Source organism: Flavobacterium sp. HNIBRBA15423, from assembly GCF_052655965.1.
The window spans coordinates 2677620-2694006 of sequence record NZ_CP199751.1 but is presented as its reverse complement, the minus strand read 5'-3'; the positions used below and the strand labels follow the sequence as shown (position 1 = coordinate 2694006).

At 28.8% G+C, this 16387-nt stretch carries 14 protein-coding genes; 6 read left to right on the top strand and 8 right to left on the bottom strand.

Annotation, left to right across the window (positions count from 1 at the left end):
* Window positions 1–96: 96 nt before the first annotated feature.
* The gene (locus ACULEV_RS12185; RefSeq protein WP_445455330.1) at window positions 97–900 is read left to right on the top strand and encodes a hypothetical protein; all 804 of its coding nucleotides are present in this window, start codon (window positions 97–99) and stop codon (window positions 898–900) included.
* A 74-nt stretch (window positions 901–974) separates the two neighbouring features.
* The gene (gene xerD / locus ACULEV_RS12180; RefSeq protein ID WP_445455329.1) at window positions 975–1874 is read left to right on the top strand and encodes a site-specific tyrosine recombinase XerD; all 900 of its coding nucleotides are present in this window, start codon (window positions 975–977) and stop codon (window positions 1872–1874) included.
* A gap of 64 nt (window positions 1875–1938) precedes the next feature.
* Here the strand turns inward: xerD and ACULEV_RS12175 are convergent, their stop codons facing one another.
* The 4 genes from ACULEV_RS12175 to ACULEV_RS12160 all read right to left on the bottom strand — a co-directional run bounded on the left by ACULEV_RS12175 (window position 1939) and on the right by ACULEV_RS12160 (window position 5024).
* On the bottom strand, window positions 1939–2523 hold the full coding sequence (locus ACULEV_RS12175) for a porin family protein (protein WP_445455328.1): 585 nt from the start codon (window positions 2521–2523) through the stop codon (window positions 1939–1941).
* 139 nt (window positions 2524–2662) lie between these two features.
* On the bottom strand, window positions 2663–4225 hold the full coding sequence (gene rny / locus ACULEV_RS12170) for a ribonuclease Y (RefSeq protein WP_445455327.1): 1563 nt from the start codon (window positions 4223–4225) through the stop codon (window positions 2663–2665).
* 209 nt (window positions 4226–4434) lie between these two features.
* Window positions 4435–4728 carry a cell division protein ZapA gene (locus tag ACULEV_RS12165; RefSeq protein ID WP_445455326.1) on the bottom strand — a complete coding sequence of 98 codons (294 nt, stop codon included), beginning with the start codon at window positions 4726–4728 and terminating at the stop codon, window positions 4435–4437.
* 5 nt (window positions 4729–4733) lie between these two features.
* Window positions 4734–5024, bottom strand: coding sequence for a hypothetical protein (locus tag ACULEV_RS12160; protein ID WP_445455325.1), 291 nt, complete (start codon window positions 5022–5024; stop codon window positions 4734–4736).
* A 193-nt stretch (window positions 5025–5217) separates the two neighbouring features.
* Between ACULEV_RS12160 and ACULEV_RS12155 the strand changes: the two genes are divergently transcribed.
* From ACULEV_RS12155 to ACULEV_RS12140, 4 genes are all read left to right on the top strand, one after another.
* Window positions 5218–6903 (top strand): M23 family metallopeptidase, encoded by a 1686-nt coding sequence (locus ACULEV_RS12155; RefSeq protein ID WP_445455324.1) that lies wholly within the window; start codon window positions 5218–5220, stop codon window positions 6901–6903.
* A gap of 12 nt (window positions 6904–6915) precedes the next feature.
* A complete protein-coding gene (locus ACULEV_RS12150) occupies window positions 6916–9378 on the top strand; it encodes a carboxypeptidase-like regulatory domain-containing protein (protein WP_445455323.1) in 2463 nt (820 codons plus the stop codon).
* A 48-nt stretch (window positions 9379–9426) separates the two neighbouring features.
* Window positions 9427–10146 (top strand): hypothetical protein, encoded by a 720-nt coding sequence (locus ACULEV_RS12145; protein ID WP_445455322.1) that lies wholly within the window; start codon window positions 9427–9429, stop codon window positions 10144–10146.
* A 64-nt stretch (window positions 10147–10210) separates the two neighbouring features.
* Entirely contained in the window at window positions 10211–11518 is a 1308-nt protein-coding gene (locus ACULEV_RS12140; RefSeq protein WP_445455321.1) for a short-chain dehydrogenase, read from the top strand.
* A 5-nt stretch (window positions 11519–11523) separates the two neighbouring features.
* Here ACULEV_RS12140 and ACULEV_RS12135 read toward each other — a convergent pair whose 3' ends face one another.
* Genes ACULEV_RS12135 through ACULEV_RS12120 form a run of 4 tightly spaced genes read right to left on the bottom strand, consistent with a single transcriptional unit; the run spans window position 11524 to window position 16322 of the window.
* Entirely contained in the window at window positions 11524–12225 is a 702-nt protein-coding gene (locus ACULEV_RS12135) for a hypothetical protein (RefSeq protein ID WP_445458543.1), read from the bottom strand.
* 56 nt (window positions 12226–12281) lie between these two features.
* Window positions 12282–12737, bottom strand: a complete 456-nt coding sequence (locus tag ACULEV_RS12130) for a DUF2147 domain-containing protein (RefSeq protein ID WP_445455320.1) — start codon at window positions 12735–12737, stop codon at window positions 12282–12284.
* Between the two features lie 10 nt (window positions 12738–12747).
* The gene (locus ACULEV_RS12125) at window positions 12748–14595 is read right to left on the bottom strand and encodes an ABC transporter ATP-binding protein (protein ID WP_445455319.1); all 1848 of its coding nucleotides are present in this window, start codon (window positions 14593–14595) and stop codon (window positions 12748–12750) included.
* Entirely contained in the window at window positions 14595–16322 is a 1728-nt protein-coding gene (locus ACULEV_RS12120) for a phospho-sugar mutase (RefSeq protein WP_445455318.1), read from the bottom strand. Before ACULEV_RS12120 ends, ACULEV_RS12125 begins: the two co-directional genes overlap by 1 nt.
* Window positions 16323–16387: the final 65 nt, after the last annotated feature.

Sequence of the window (16387 nt, the reverse complement as noted above, 5' to 3'; positions counted from 1 at the left end):
TTTTATTTAAAAAGGTTTGTTGTTTAAAAAAATACTTTTATTACTTTTTTGAGATATTTTTTATAGTTTTGCCATAACAAATTTAATAGAAACAAAATGAAAAAAGTATTACTTTCTGTAATAGTATTGTGCGGTTTTACTATTGCTAATGCTCAAGAAGAAGAAATTTTAGTTAACCCAATTCTTTCCAGTAAAGGAGAACATTATTTACCTCAAATGGATGATTGGGCAATCAGTTTTAATGCTGATGGTATTTTTGAATATGTAGGAAATGCATTTAGTGGTTCAACCAGTAGAAATAATGCACCAAAAGTGAGCTATGTTAGAACAAATACATTTGTAGGTAAAATGTTTGTATCGGATAAAAAAGCTTATAGAGTTGTTGCTAATTTAGGTTTTGGTTCGCAAAATAATACTTCTCCTTTGGTAACTGGTCCAGGTGCAGGAACAACAATAGAAACTAAAAATAATGATTTTGCTTTAGCACTAGGAGTAGGAAAAGAATGGAGAAAAGGAAATACACGCTTACAAGGTTTTTATGGAGCAGATGTTTTATTAACAACCGCTTTTAGTAATGAAGAAGCTACTACAACTGATACAGAAACAGGAGATTTTTTAAGTAGTGTTGAAGAAAAGTCTGGTTTAGATTTAGGAGCCGGAATTCAAGGTTTTATAGGAGCTGAATATTTTGTTTTTCCAAAATTTGCTATAGGTGCTCAATATACTTATAGAGTAGGTTTTACTTTGAACGGAGCTTCTGAAACAACAACTAAAACAGGAACAGATGACGCTGTAACGGTAGATGGAGATAAAGGTTTTTCTTTTGCTTTTGGAGATTTAGATGATACAACAAATGTAGGAGTAGGAATTTTTTCTTTAACTTTTACGTTACATTTTTAAAATACATATACATTATTATAAAAATCTCGTTTTTACGAGATTTTTTTTTATAATTAATTTGATACTTTTGGTTTATGGATAAGTGGAAATCATATATTAAAGAATATCAAAATTATTTGAGGTTAGAAAGAGGTTTGTCTGAAAATACAATAGAGAACTATTCTTTTGATATTGAAAAACTTGTTTCATTTCTTTCTGTTCATAAAATTATAGAAAGCCCATTAACCATTTCAGAAGAAACCATTCAGCAATTTATTTATGAGATTTCTTCTAAAGTAAATGCTAGGAGTCAATCTAGAATTATATCTGGTTTAAAAAGTTTTTTTAATTATTTGATATTTGAAGATTATAGAGTAAATACTCCTATGGAATTAATTGAAGTTCCTAAAACAGGAAGAAAACTGCCAGATACACTATCTGTTGAAGAAATAGATAGCCTAATCAATGCAATTGATTTATCTACTTCTGAAGGTGAAAGAAATAGAGCTATATTAGAAACGTTATATAGTTGCGGTTTGAGAGTTTCAGAATTAGTTACCTTAAAAATATCAGATTTGTTTTTTGAAGAAGGTTTTATAAAAATTACTGGAAAAGGGAGTAAACAGCGATTTGTTCCCATTGGTAAAATAACTGAAAAGTATATTTTAATTTATAAAAATCAAATTCGAAATCAAATAAAAGTTCAAAAAGGATTTGAAGATACATTATTTTTAAATAGAAGAGGGAAACAGCTAACTAGAGCTATGATATTTACTATTATTAAAGATTTAGCTTCAAAAATAAATTTAAACAAAGTTATAAGTCCTCACACGTTTAGGCACTCATTTGCTACTCATTTATTAGAAAATGGAGCTGATTTACGTTCTATTCAATTGATGTTAGGACACGAGTCGATAACAACTACAGAAGTCTATATGCATCTAGACCGAAAGTTTTTAGCTGAGGTGTTAAATAATTATCATCCTAGAAAATAATTTTACTAAAGCGTTTAATTTAAAGACCACATGGAATTAATTTCATGTGGTCTTTAAAAATGTATTAAAAAACAAATCCTATTCCAACTTGAAAAACGGAATTTTTAGCATTTGAATTTTTGATGACTTCATTTAAACTATAAGTATATCTTCCTGATATTAAAAAATTATCAATGTTAAATGAAACACCACCAGCAATTGCAGTATCAAAACTATTAACCTCATTGTTTATGGAAGAATTGTTTTCGGTTTTGATTTTCTCATTAATTTTAAATCCAAATTGAGGTCCACCTTCAATAGAGAATATTTTACCAATGTGTATTTTGGCTAGAATTGGTAAATTGATATAATCAATTCGATATTCTTCTTTGTAATTGTTTCCTAAAATGGTTGTGTAGTTGGTTTCAAAACCTTGTCTTGAATATAGTATCTCTGGCTGTAAAGAAAATACTTTTTTTATTAAAGGTATTTCACCAAAAAATCCAATATAATAACTTGTTCTTGGATCTGCACCTTCATTGAAATCTCCTTTAGTAATAGTAGAATAATTCAAACCTCCTTTTATTCCAAATTTTTCAGAATCTCCATTTTGAGCAAAAATACAATTTACTAATAAAAACGTAAAACTGGCTAAAAATACTTTTTTCATATGAATTTAATTTTATGTTTATATTCTAGGAAACGAAAAAATCGTGCCAAAAGTATTTGTGCAAATTGTATTTTTATAAAAAACAAGAGAGCTCTTCTAACTGAAAAGCTCTCTTGTAATTATATATAAAATCTTTTAATTATTTAGCAATGTTTACAGCTCTAGTTTCTCTAATAACTGTAATTTTAACTTGACCTGGATAAGTCATTTCTGTTTGTATTTTTTGTGATATTTCAAACGATAAATTAGAGGCAGATTCATCTGAAACCTTTTCACTTTCTACAATAACACGTAATTCTCTACCAGCTTGAATAGCATAGGCATTTTTCACACCATTGAAGCCAAAAGCAATATCTTCTAAATCTTTTAAACGTTGAATATAAGAATCTAAAACTTGTCTTCTTGCACCTGGTCTTGCACCAGAAATAGCATCACAAACTTGAATGATTGGTGAAATTAAATATTTCATTTCAATTTCATCATGGTGAGCTCCAATTGCATTACATACTTCTTCTTTTTCTCCATATTTCTCAGCCCATTGCATTCCTAAGATGGCATGAGGTAATTCGCTTTCAGTGTCTGGGACTTTTCCAATATCATGAAGTAATCCAGCACGTTTGGCTAATTTTACATTTAAACCTAATTCTGCAGCCATTATTCCACATAAATTAGCTACTTCTCTAGAGTGTTGTAATAAATTTTGTCCGTAAGAAGAACGATATTTCATTCTACCTACAATTTTTATAAGCTCAGGATGTAATCCATGAATTCCTAAATCTATTACTGTTCGTTTACCTACTTCAATAATTTCTTCTTCTATTTGTTTTTGAGTCTTAGCAACTACTTCTTCAATTCTCGCTGGGTGAATACGACCATCTGTAACTAATTTGTGTAATGCTAAGCGAGCGATTTCTCTTCTTACAGGATCAAAACAAGAAAGAATAATAGCTTCAGGAGTATCATCTACAATGATTTCAACACCAGTTGCAGATTCTAAAGCTCTAATATTTCTACCTTCACGACCAATTATTCTACCTTTGACATCATCCGATTCAATATTGAAAACTGATACACAATTTTCAACAGCTTCTTCAGTTCCTACTCGTTGAATAGTGCTAATAATAATTTTCTTAGCTTCTTGTTGGGCTGTTAATTTAGCTTCTTCTATAGTGTCTTGTATGAAAGACATCGCATTAGTTTTTGCCTCAGCTTTTAAGCTTTCTACTAATTGGTTTTTAGCTTCATCTGCGGATAGTCCAGAAATTACTTCAAGTTGTTCTACTTGACTTTTATGTAACTTGTCAATTTCTTGTTGTTTCTTTTCAAGAAATTCAATTTTTGTATCATAATCTGCAATTTTCTTTTCTATATCTTCATTTATTTTTTTAGATTTTGCCAGTTCATTAGAAATTTGAGATTCTTTATCTCTTGTTCTTTTTTCAGCTTCAGCCATTTTTTTATCTCTAGATAAAATGACTTGTTCGTGTTCAGCTTTTAATTCTAAAAATTTCTCTTTAGCTTGAAGGATTTTATCTTTTTTAAGCGATTCAGCTTCAGTTTTAGCATCTTTTAAAATGGAGCCAGCTTCTTTTTTTGCATTTTTAATAAGGTTTGAAACATTGCTTTTTTCGAGAAATTTAGCAATTCCAAATCCTAGGGCAAGACCTGCGATGATTCCAATTATTATACTTAATATGTCCATAGTTTGTTAAATAAATTATATAAAAAAAGCCTACATTAGGGGTTCGTATAAACTCGTATATGACAAGTTTTGAGCTAACTCGTATTTCATGCTTCCCACTTAAGGGCTTGCAATAGTTACGAAGATTCACTCATTTTAATTTGTTAGTGTTGAGTTTATCAAATTATACTAATGTAGGCAGTATCTTTGTTTGTATGTAAGAACGTGTTTTATTTTGTGAGTAAGTCACTCAATTTTTTATCTAAATTCTTCAAGCGATTAAATGATAAATCATAATCTTGAGAGATGTCGAGTTGTTTTTGTTCAGATTGTGATGCAAATTGTAAAGCACACATAGCTAAAACATCTTGTTTGTCTCTCACTGCATAGTTTTGTTCAAATTCTTTAATCATTGTATCGATTTTTTTTGAAGCACTTCTTAATGCTTCTTCCTGAGAATCCTCAATGGTTAGAGGGTAAACACGGTCTGCTATCGATATTTTAATTTTTAATTTTTCATTCATGCTCTCTAATCAGAAAGTTGTGCTATGCAATAATCAATTTCTCGAATTAATGAATTTATTTTGAGTTTCGTTTCTCTTTTATTTTCTTCACTGCCTAATAGTGAATTTACCATCTTCAAATCCTCTACATTATCTTTCAGTTCAGCTATTTCAGCTGTTTGTTGTTCTTGAATTTCTTCAGAAACTTTAATTTTTTCTAATAACTCCTTGTTTTTTTTCTCTAGTTGAACCAGCTTTTGGTTGAGCTTGAAAAATTTAATTTCAAGAGAATCAATTAGTTCAGATAATCCATTCATCAATGATAAAATTCATTTCTATTTCTACAAAATTAGTATTACTATTGGATAATAACAATAGTTTTTGCAAAAAATTATATTTTTATTTGTATTTTTTTTAACAATTTGATTGTTAAGTACTTATAAAATGCATGTTTTTCCTATTTTAATTTATAATATTTTTATTATTTTAGCCTAAATATACTATATGCACATGAGACTCTTTATTATCCTATTTTTTTCTGCTACAATTTTTGGTCAAACTAATTATCCAAATGATTTTATTTCACCTTTATCAATTCCTATAGATGTTTCTGGTTCTTTCGGAGAATTGCGTAGCAATCATTTTCATTCTGGGCTAGATATTAAAACAAATAAGAAAGAAGGCTTAGATGTTTTTGCTGTTGCTGATGGTTATGTTTCTAGAATAAAAATCTCTACTTATGGTTACGGTAAAGCTATTTATATAACGCATCCAAATGGTTATGTTTCAGTATATGGTCATTTAAAAAAAGCAAATGGAGTTATAGAAGAATACATAAGAAAACAACAGTATCTTCAAAAATCTTTTGAAGTTGAAATGTTTCCTAGTTCTAACGAACTACCTGTTAAACAAGGTGATATTATCGCATTTTCGGGAAATTCTGGTGGAAGTGGTGGACCGCATTTGCATTTTGAATTTAGAGATTCTAAAACTGAGAAAACTGTTAATCCATTGCATTTTGGGTTTACTAAATTTGTTTCCGATAAAAGAGAACCTTTTTTGCAAGGAATTGTGGCATATCCAATAGATAGTGTTGTTGTAAATAAATCTCAAAAACCTATAGCAATTTCGTTCAATAAACAAGCAGATGGAAGTTATTTAGCTTCAAAAGTTATTACCAATGGAAAAATAGGTTTTGGTATTAATGCCTATGATTATTGTACTAATCCATATAACAAAAATGGACTATATAAAGTGAATGCTTATTTAAATGGAGTTTTATATTACCAATATGATTTCGAAACATTTTCGTTTGATGAATCACGATATATTAATAATCTAATTGATTATGAGCGTTATAAAGAAATGAATCAAAGAGTGCAGAAATTGTTTCATAATACACCATATCCATTATCTGTTATAAAATATAGTAAAAATAATGGGATTATTAATACGCAACCCAATGCAAGTTATAATTATAAAATTGAAATTTTTGATTTTCATGATAATAAAACAACTATTATAATTCCAATTGAATTTCAAAATCAAACGGCAACAATTTTAAAAAGCGATACTAATAAACCCTATTTGTTACGTTCAAAAGTAGAAAATAATTTTACAAAACAGAATGTTTCTGTTTATATACCAGAAAATTCATTTTATGATGATTTTAAATTTGATTTTGATGTTAAAGAAGGAGTTTTAAGTTTTTCAGAGAAAGATATTCCTATTCATAAAAACATAACAATTACATTCAATAATGTTGAAGGACTTACTAATAATCAACTGGAAAAAACATTTATTGCTTCTGTAGAAGGATACAAAGTATATTACAATAAAACGTATCGAAAAGGGAATACTTTTTCTACTAGAGTGAGAGCTTTAGATAATTATAAATTAGCTCAAGATACAATATCACCTAGAATATATAATGTCAATTTTGTTGAAGGTAGAAATTTGAATAATCAAGAAACACTAAGTGTTTCAATTGCTGATAATTTGTCTGGAATTGATACTTATAATGCATATCTAAATGGGGAATGGATATTAATGGAATACGATTATAAGACTAAAAAGCTAATCCATGCGTTAAGTGATAAGAAGTATGTTCAAGGAAGAAATGATTTTAAAGTTGTTGTAACCGATAATATGCAAAATTCTGCTACCTTTGAATCTCATTTTTTTATGAATAATTAATAGTTAATATAATTGAAAAAACTTATCTTTTTGGTCGTTTTTTGCTTTTTTGAGCAATTTTTACTAGCACAAACTGCAAGAATTAAAGGTGTTATTTTAGATGAATTTAATAATCCTATTGAGAATGTAACTGTTAATGTTGGTGAAAATGGAACAGTAACTAATAAAAATGGGTTTTATTCTTTAGAAGTTCCTGCAAATAAAGAAATTACTATTGTTTTTTCACATGTTTCTTTTAAAAGTGCAACTATAGTTACTACATTAAAAAAAAATGAGGATTTTGAGTTTTATCCCGTTTTAAATGCAAGAGTGACTCAAATTGGTGCTGTAACGGTAACAGGAAATAGTAAAAAAAGAGTTGAAGGAGTTACTTCAATTGATCCAGTAGTAATTAAAAGGATACCAGGAGCTAGTGCTGGTGTTGAAAATGTTTTAAAGACTTTACCTGGAGTTTATTCAAATAATGAATTAAGTACATCTTATGCAGTAAGAGGCGGGAATTATGATGAAAATCTAGTCTATGTAAATGAAATTGAAGTGTATAGACCTTTCTTAATTCGTTCGGGTCAACAAGAAGGATTAAGTTTTACAAATACAAACATGGTAGAAAATGTTGATTTTTCTGCTGGTGGTTTTCAAGCGAAATATGGAGATAAATTATCTTCTGTTTTAGATATTACTTATCGCAATCCCAAGCAATTCGGTGCTAGTTTAGAAGCGAGTCTTATGGGTGGAAGTCTAACTTTTGATGGAGTTTCTAAAAATCAAAAATGGAGTAATATTACTGGTATTCGCTATAGAGATAATAGTTTGTTAGTAAATAGTAAGGAAACGGAAACTAATTTTAGACCGTCTTTTGCAGATATTCAAACTTTAATAAATTTTAATGCATCTACGAAATGGAATTGGAGTTTCTTAGGGAATATTTCTCAAAATAAATACAATTACCAACCATTAAGTCGTCAAACTAATTTTGGAACAATAAGTGATCCAATTGCTTTAGTTGTTTTTTATGAAGGGCAAGAAAAAGATAAATATTTGACTTTATTTGGAGCATTGAAATCGGTTTATCAATATAATGCCAATAATAAACTAAAATTTATTGCTTCAACTTACCATACTCAAGAACAAGAGTATTATGATATTTTAGCCCAATATCGTTTAGGGGAAGTAGATTCAAACATTGGTTCGGAAACTTTTGGAGATGTAGTTTTTTCTAGAGGTATTGGTTCTCAGTTAAATCATGCAAGAAATGATTTAGATGCTTTAATTTTTAATACTGAAGTGAAAGGTTTTCATGAATTAAATGAAAAAACACAAATTGAGTGGGGAATTAAATATACAAGAGAAGATATACGAGATCGAATTGTAGAATGGGAAGTCGTTGATTCGGCTGGTTTTTCTTTACCTGCTCCTATATTAGACTATCAAAACGATCAACCCTATAATCCTTATGTAGGTCCATTGGCACCTTATCAAAATGTAAGAGCTACCAATTATACTACTATTAATCGATTTTCTGGCTATGCACAATGGAATTATAAAGGAAGTTTAGGTTCTAATAAATATTGGTTAAATGTAGGTGTAAGAGGTCACCAATGGCAGGTTTCAGGAAAGAATATTGTTGGAGGAGAAAGTCAGTTTACTTTTTCGCCAAGAGTACAATTTGCAATAAAACCAGATTGGGAAAAGGATATGTTATTTCGTGTGTCTGGAGGAATGTATAACCAACCTCCGTTTTATAGAGAGTTACGGGATTATAATGGAGTTGTTCAACCTAATGTAAAAGCTCAAAAATCATTTCATTTTGTTGTGAGTAACGATTATAGTTTTAAAATGTGGACACGACCTTTTAAATTAGTTAGTGAAGCCTATTACAAGAAAATGTCAGATGTAAATACCTATACTATTGATAATGTAAGAATACGCTACAGAGCAAATAATGAGGCAGAAGCTTATGCTTATGGTTTCGATACTCGATTAAATGGAGAGTTTGTTCCAGGAACAGAATCTTGGTTTAGTTTTGGTTATTTAAAAACTGAAGAAAATCAAAATGATAGAGGTTACATATCAAGACCAACAGATCAACGTTTGAAATTTGGTTTATTGTTTCAAGATTATATGCCTAATATTCCAAATTTTAAAGTTTATCTAAATTTGGTTTATAATACAGGTTTGCCTGGTGGTTCTCCTTCTTATGCAGATCCTTATGATTTTCAATTGCGATTGAAGGATTACAGAAGAGCTGATGTTGGATTTTCTTATGTTTTTAAAGATGAATCTATTAAATCTAATAAAAAATGGTTGAATCCTTTTCAAGAATTTTCTCTAGGTTTAGAAATCTTTAATTTGTTTAATAATCAAAACGCTATTACAAATACTTGGGTAAGAGATGTGTATACTAAATCACAGTATGGAATACCTAACTTTTTAACAACGAGAGTATTTAATGTAAAATTAATGGCACGTTTGTAAATTTAAGACATTTAAAAAATTAGTATATTTGACTATAACTTTTAAAATATGAAAATCATCACATGTTATATATCTTTTTTAACAATTACTCTTTTAGTAAGTTGTAAACAAGAGAAGCAAACTCCTAAAGTAATTTATGAGGAAGCAAAGGAAATAATAGAACCAAAAAAGATTGACACAACTTCTATAAAAATTGCAGATTTGCCCATTCACATGGAAGGAACAAAGTTTCTTATTCATCCAGTTGGTGATATTCGAGTATATGATGATTATAGTAAAGTATATGGTTCCAGTAAAACCAATCAAGTAAGTTATGCCATATCTAATTATAACCGATTTGAAATAACAGGTTATTTTGAGAATTTAAAGTTTCAACATATAGATTCGACTAATGTTAAGCCTTTGACAGAAAATAAAATGCAAATTCAAACAGTTACTTTTTTAAATACAATTGCAGAAAAAAACAAAAAACAAATTTTAGTCTATATTTTAGTAGATTCTGATACTAATAAAGATAGTAAAGTAGATCAAAACGACATTAAATCTTTATATATTAGTAATATTGATGGTTCTAAGTTTACTAAATTATCAGAGCCTTTACAAGAGCTCATCGATTGGAACATTATTGAAGTTCAAAATAGATTGTATTTTAGATGCATTGAAGATATTAATAAAAATGGTGCTTTTGACAAAAATGATAAAGTACATTATTATTTTGTTAATCTTCTTTCGGAAGAATGGAAAGTAGAAGAGTATATGCCTATATAAATTGGATTCTCTATCTTGAGTTGAATATAATAATAGAATGGAAGGAGAAAACAAATAAGAGTACATGAAGAATAAATCGATAACAATTTTAACGAGTCTAGTTTTTTTTATTTTTTTCTCTTGTGGAAGCGAAGAAACCGATGAAGAATTATTAGAAAAAGATAAAGAGTATTTAGAAGAAAGCTTAAAAACAGATAAAATTGCAAAATATAAATTTTTAAAAATTGCCATCCGTTCCTCAGTTCCAATGGAAGACTATCCAAAAGAATTTTTGCCATTTAAAGAAAAACTTACAGATCTTGCTCAAACATTAAATGAAGCTGATAAAGAAGATGTTTCAATTATCGAAATGGCATCTATATATAAAGATTACCTAGATTTAAAAGAAGTAATTGATGAAACAGATGAAGATGTTTTTCCAACACTTCTTGAGGCAATTAAGAATAGTAATTCAGAAGGAAAATTAAATGTTAAAGACTTACTGAAAGGTAATGAAAAGAAAACTGCAGAAACTTATGAGCATGCTTTTTTAGTAGCTCTAGGAGTTTTAAGCAAAGACTTAGGAAAAGAAATTGTTTTTTATGAAACTTCAAAAATACAGCCTGACAGAATTGAGAATGATGAAATAAAAGCAGTTTTTCAATTTTATAGAGGTTTTGTTTTTATGGAAAAAGGGTTGTATTATCTTTCAGAACATGAAACAACTCAAAATATTAATTGGTTAAATAATCATAAGGACATAGAAATAAAATTAGTACAAGCCCTTTTTGGTTGGAAAAACTTTACTAATGAGCAGAATTACTTGGCTTTCCATTCATTAAATCATTTGCTTAGAGGTCTTGATAGACAAGCCATGGAAAGAGAGAAAGATAAAGAAAAAGCGTTAGAAGATTTTGAAGTTTTTCTAGAAGATTTTAATAAACTAGGATTAAATAATGAATTATTCTGGTGTATAGATGCTTATATAAATTGTAAGAGAGAAAATCCAGAAAAAGCTATTTTGGCTTTAACAAATTTAAAAAACAGTACTATTCTCTCAACTAGCGATAAAGAACAAATAGAGAAAACAATTAATTATCTCAAAAATAGAGAATCAGATAAATTAATGAATGGTGTTTATGACAAGGCATTCATTAGTAAAATTGTAGTTTCCTTTGTTTATGATAAGTTATCAAAAATGGATTGGGAAAAAGTTTTTAGAGAAAATAACATCGAAAATGGAAAAGAAATTCTGGTAGCTATTGAAAATTTTAAAGAACTGAATAAAAAGATTCAAGAAATTAAAGACATGAAATATCTTGAAGATAATTCAACTAAATTAAAAGAGGAAGGAAATAAAATTTGGGGTAAGGCTAAGGATTTAATAAAATAAAAGTCTTAAATTAAAATATCGCTTTCTAAATCAGATTTTTCAATTTCAATTTTGTAGCCTAATTTTTTAACCATTTCGACAACCAAGTTTTTATACCAATTTTCACTTTTAGGATGAATATATATTTTTTCAATAAGCTGATTGATGGTAACGTCTATTTTTAAGCCATCATCTATTGAAATTTTAGAATTACTTACATCAGAAATAATGCGAATTTCTCTTTCATATTGAAAACTTTTTCGTTTAAATAAAAAAGGAAAAAAAGTATCTTCAAAAGGAATATATTCCTTCTTATAATCAATATAATTAACTTCTCCTATATATTGCTTGATATGTTTTTCTACTTCTAATGCTTTCTTCAATCGACCAATTGTGGATTGAATTGCCAAACCTTCGTTGTTTTTAGTGAAAATTTGCCACATTACAAAAGATTCATATTCATTAGCATGCCAACTACTAACCATTACTTTCTCACGATGTGATTTGTAATAATCTAAAAATTTAGGATTATTAGCAGCAATTTTTTTAATTTCTTCAAAAGTAGGTTCTGAAAAAGTACCTTCATATTGATCTTCAAATTTATCAGATCTTGACATGAATAATTTTTGAGATAATAACATGTCTAAAAACTTGGATAAATCCAAATACTTCCAAACCACAAGATTATCATTATCTGTTAAATTAATGTCAGGACTATTTACATACATAATTGAAAAATCATTCACTCAAATGTAGTAAATTTTGAACTAGCATTTAGAAGTAATTAATCTGTTTTCGTCCAAATTTCGGTTCTGCCTAATAAAGAAAAACCAATGTAACCTCTTACTTTAAGTTTATTTCCTTCTTTTTTTATATTACAACTATAGGTTTTACCCGATTCTGGGTCATAAATTTTTCCGTTTTCCCAAATGCTATCTTCTGTATTGAATTCAAATCCAGAAATAATTTGCAAACCTATGATAGGGTTTTTTCTTTTACTTTTATCTGGATTGTTTACATCTAATGCTTTTCCACCATCGCGAATTGGATTTTTTAGCCAAATAATTTTTCCGTAATATTTAGAATTGGACTCATAAATCTCAACTTTTGCATTATCATCTCCAGCAGTTAACCAAGTACCAACTATGACATCAGCGGGATTTTTAAACATTCGAAAAGAAGTAATACTTAAACTTAATAGAATTATAACTATAAAATTTAAAAAACCAAGTTTCTTCATAAATACTATTTTATTCAAAAGATTGCATCATTACTAATTTGGCATACATACCATCTTTAGCTAAAAGTTCGGCATGAGTTCCTTGTTCAACGATTTCTCCTTTTTGCATTACTACAATAGTATCAGCTTTTTGAATAGTCGATAATCGATGTGCTATAACAATAGAAGTTCTATTTTGCATCATGTTCTCAAGTGCAACCTGAACTAATTTTTCGCTTTCTGTATCCAAGGCAGATGTAGCTTCATCTAAAATCATGATTGGTGGATTCTTTAACACAGCTCTTGCAATAGATAATCGTTGTTTTTGTCCACCTGATAATTTTCCACCTGCATCACCTATATTGGTTTCAATTCCATCTTCTAAATCTTTTACAAACTCATAAGCATTGGCTATTTTTAAAGCGTCAATGATTTCTTCATCTGTTGCATTTGGTTTACCAATGAGAATGTTATTCTTAATAGTGTCATTAAATAGAATTGAATCTTGCGTAACTAATCCCATTAAACCTCTTAATGAATGAATGTTCCAATCTTTGATGTCTGTTCCATCAATTTTAATGCTACCTTCATTAACATCATAAAAACGTGTCAATAAGTTAGCAATTGTACTTTTTCCTGAGCCAGATTGACCTACTAAGGCAACAGTTTTTCCTTTAGGAACTTCAATAGAGAAGTTTTTTAGGACATTTTCATTACCATATCTGAAATTAATATTTTCAATTGAAACTTTATTTTCAAAAGTATTTTTAACTAAAGCATTTTCTTTAGAATCTATAGTGTTTTCTTGTTCTAACACTTCAAACACACGATCTGCTGCTGCTAGACCATTTTTTACTGCATAAGAAGCTTTTGATATTGCTTTTGCAGGAGTTAAGATATTATAGGCTAATCCCATGAAAGCTAAAAAAACAGTTCCTTCTAGAGCTGGAGAACCATCGGCTAGTTTTTCTACAAGAACCAAACTTCCTCCATACCATAGTAATACTCCAATAGTTATAATTCCCATGACTTCACTTAATGGTCCGGCTAAATTGTTTTTCTTTCCTATTTTATTAGAAAGATGTAACAACCTATTAATCGATTCACGGAATTTATTAATAAAAGTGCCTTCTGCATTATAGCTTTTTACAACCTTTAAACCAGAAAGTGTTTCTTCTACTAATGAAATCATGTATCCACCTTCGTTTTGTGCTCTTAATGATTGTGATTTTAAACTTTTTCCTATTCGAGAAATAATTAATCCAGAAATTGGAATGAAAATGAAAACAAATAGTGTTAATTTCCAACTAAAAGTAAACATCATTATAATAGAAAAAACAATGGTAAGAGGTTCTTTTACTATAAGTTCTAATAGCATAAAAAATGAATTTTGAACTTCACCAACATCACCAAGCATACGTGCCATTACATCTCCTTTTCGTTTTTCTGAGTAAAAGGAAATAGGTAAACTTATGATTTTTTCATACATGACACTTCTTAATTTAGCCATAACACCATTTCGTAAATGCATCATGTGATAGGAAGCTAAATAGCCAGCTAAATTTTTTAATAGAAAGGTTATAATTACAATTGAAACAACTAGTAGTAGAGCTTTTTGTGGAGTTCCACTATCACTAAAACTAGTTACTTTAAAGTACATTAAGTTTTCTAAATAATCCTTTAAATGAATTAAGTCATTGTATTTAGGTTCAGTTGTAACTCTTTTAGTCTTGTCAAATAAAACATTCATCATAGGAATCAATGTTACATAGGAAATAGTACCAAAAAAGGCATACAAGACATTATAAAATATATTCCAAAAAATGTGGTTTTTAAAAGGATTTAAATAAGGCCTAAGTTTGTTAATTATTTTTTTCATTAGTTAAGCTGCATTTCAGCAATAATATTTTTAATTTTTTGATCTAAAAATTCTTCAGTAGTATTATATGCTTCTACAGATGGTAATTCTGTATTAACACTAAAATAAAATTTAATTTTTGGTTCAGTTCCACTAGGTCTTGCACAAATTTTAGTTCCATCTTCTAAATAGTAAATCAATACATTCGATTTTGGTATTTTAATATCATAAGTTTCATTACTCATTAAATCAAGTGCTTTTGAACTTTGGTAATCTTCAATACAAATTACTCTTTGATTATTAATTTCTTTTAAAGGATTTTCACGTAAATCAATCATCATTTGTTTAATCTCATTTGCTCCTTCAATTCCTTTTTTAGTAATAGAAATTAAATATTCTTTATAAAAACCATAATCTAAAGATAGGTTGATTAACTCTTTAAACAATGAACTTCCTGAGGCTTTTGCTTGAGCCGCAATTTCACATACTAATAAGATAGCAGCAACTGCATCTTTATCTCTTACTGCATCACCTACCATATAACCAAAACTTTCTTCACCACCACCTATAAATTGTTGGTTAGGAAAATCTTTTATAAACTTAGCAATCCATTTAAAACCAGTTAAACCTACTTTACATTCAACACCATAAGCAGAAGCTAATTCTAGCATCATTGGAGTTGATACAATAGTTGAGCCAATGAATTCGTTTCCTGTAATCTTGTCAGCCCTTTTCCATTGTTCTAGCAAAAAGGCTGTCATAATAACCATAGTTTGGTTACCATTCAATAGCTTCATCCTTCCATCTAAATCACGAACTGCCACACCTAAACGATCACTATCTGGGTCAGTTCCTACAACAATATCTGCATCTATCTTTTCAGCAAGGGCTAAAGCCATAGTTAAAGCTTCTGGTTCTTCAGGATTTGGCGATTTTACTGTTGGAAAATTACCATCTGGAACAGCTTGCTCAGTAACAATATTTACATCTTTATATCCTGCTTTTTCAAGTACATTTGGTATAGATTTTATTGAAGTTCCATGTAGTGAGGTATAAACAATTTTTAAATTGTCTTTTGTTGTTTGAGATGTGTTAAAGCTAGCGTTTTCAATAGTAGATTGCCAGAAAGCTTCGTCTATTTCTTTATCAATATATTCGATTAGAGATTCATTTGCTTCAAAAAGAATATCGCTATATTGAAGATTTTCAATAATTTCAATAATTTCTCCATCTTGAGGAGGAACTAATTGACCACCATCTTGCCAATATACTTTGTAACCATTATATTCAGGTGGATTATGAGAAGCAGTTAAAACAATTCCTGCATGACAATTTAAATAACGAACTGCAAAAGATAATTCTGGTGTAGGTCTTAATTCTGAAAATAAATATACTTTAATACCATTTGCCGAAAAAACATCTGCTACTATTTTTGCTAATGTATCGCTATTATGACGGCAATCATAGGCAATGGCCACTTTTAATGCTTCACCTACAAAAACTTTCTTTATGTAGTTACATAAACCTTGAGTGTTTTTACCTAAAGTATATTTATTAATTCTATTGGTTCCAATACCCATTATACCACGCATTCCGCCTGTGCCAAATTCTAAATTTTTATAAAAAGAATCTTCTAGCTCTTTGGGAGCGCTCGTCATCATTTTTTCAATTTCTTCTTTCGTTTTTGTGTCAAATGTTGGAGTTAACCATTCATTTACTTTTTCCAGAATTTGTTTGTCTATGTGCATATTGTTTATTTTTTGAAGCTTTTTCCTGTTATTTGCTATATCTTTTATTAGCAAGTCAATTTTGT

Bases quoted from the DNA above. Each gene is read 5' to 3' on its own strand.
- ACULEV_RS12185 (WP_445455330.1), top strand. From the start codon at position 97: ATGAAAAAAGTATTACTTTCTGTAATAGTATTGTGCGGTTTTACTATT.
- xerD (WP_445455329.1), top strand. From the start codon at position 975: ATGGATAAGTGGAAATCATATATTAAAGAATATCAAAATTATTTGAGG.
- ACULEV_RS12175 (WP_445455328.1), bottom strand. From the start codon at position 2,523: ATGAAAAAAGTATTTTTAGCCAGTTTTACGTTTTTATTAGTAAATTGT.
- rny (WP_445455327.1), bottom strand. From the start codon at position 4,225: ATGGACATATTAAGTATAATAATTGGAATCATCGCAGGTCTTGCCCTA.
- ACULEV_RS12165 (WP_445455326.1), bottom strand. From the start codon at position 4,728: ATGAATGAAAAATTAAAAATTAAAATATCGATAGCAGACCGTGTTTAC.
- ACULEV_RS12160 (WP_445455325.1), bottom strand. From the start codon at position 5,024: ATGAATGGATTATCTGAACTAATTGATTCTCTTGAAATTAAATTTTTC.
- ACULEV_RS12155 (WP_445455324.1), top strand. From the start codon at position 5,218: ATGAGACTCTTTATTATCCTATTTTTTTCTGCTACAATTTTTGGTCAA.
- ACULEV_RS12145 (WP_445455322.1), top strand. From the start codon at position 9,427: ATGAAAATCATCACATGTTATATATCTTTTTTAACAATTACTCTTTTA.
- ACULEV_RS12140 (WP_445455321.1), top strand. From the start codon at position 10,211: ATGAAGAATAAATCGATAACAATTTTAACGAGTCTAGTTTTTTTTATT.
- ACULEV_RS12135 (WP_445458543.1), bottom strand. From the start codon at position 12,225: ATGTATGTAAATAGTCCTGACATTAATTTAACAGATAATGATAATCTT.
- ACULEV_RS12130 (WP_445455320.1), bottom strand. From the start codon at position 12,737: ATGAAGAAACTTGGTTTTTTAAATTTTATAGTTATAATTCTATTAAGT.
- ACULEV_RS12125 (WP_445455319.1), bottom strand. From the start codon at position 14,595: ATGAAAAAAATAATTAACAAACTTAGGCCTTATTTAAATCCTTTTAAA.
- ACULEV_RS12120 (WP_445455318.1), bottom strand. From the start codon at position 16,322: ATGCACATAGACAAACAAATTCTGGAAAAAGTAAATGAATGGTTAACT.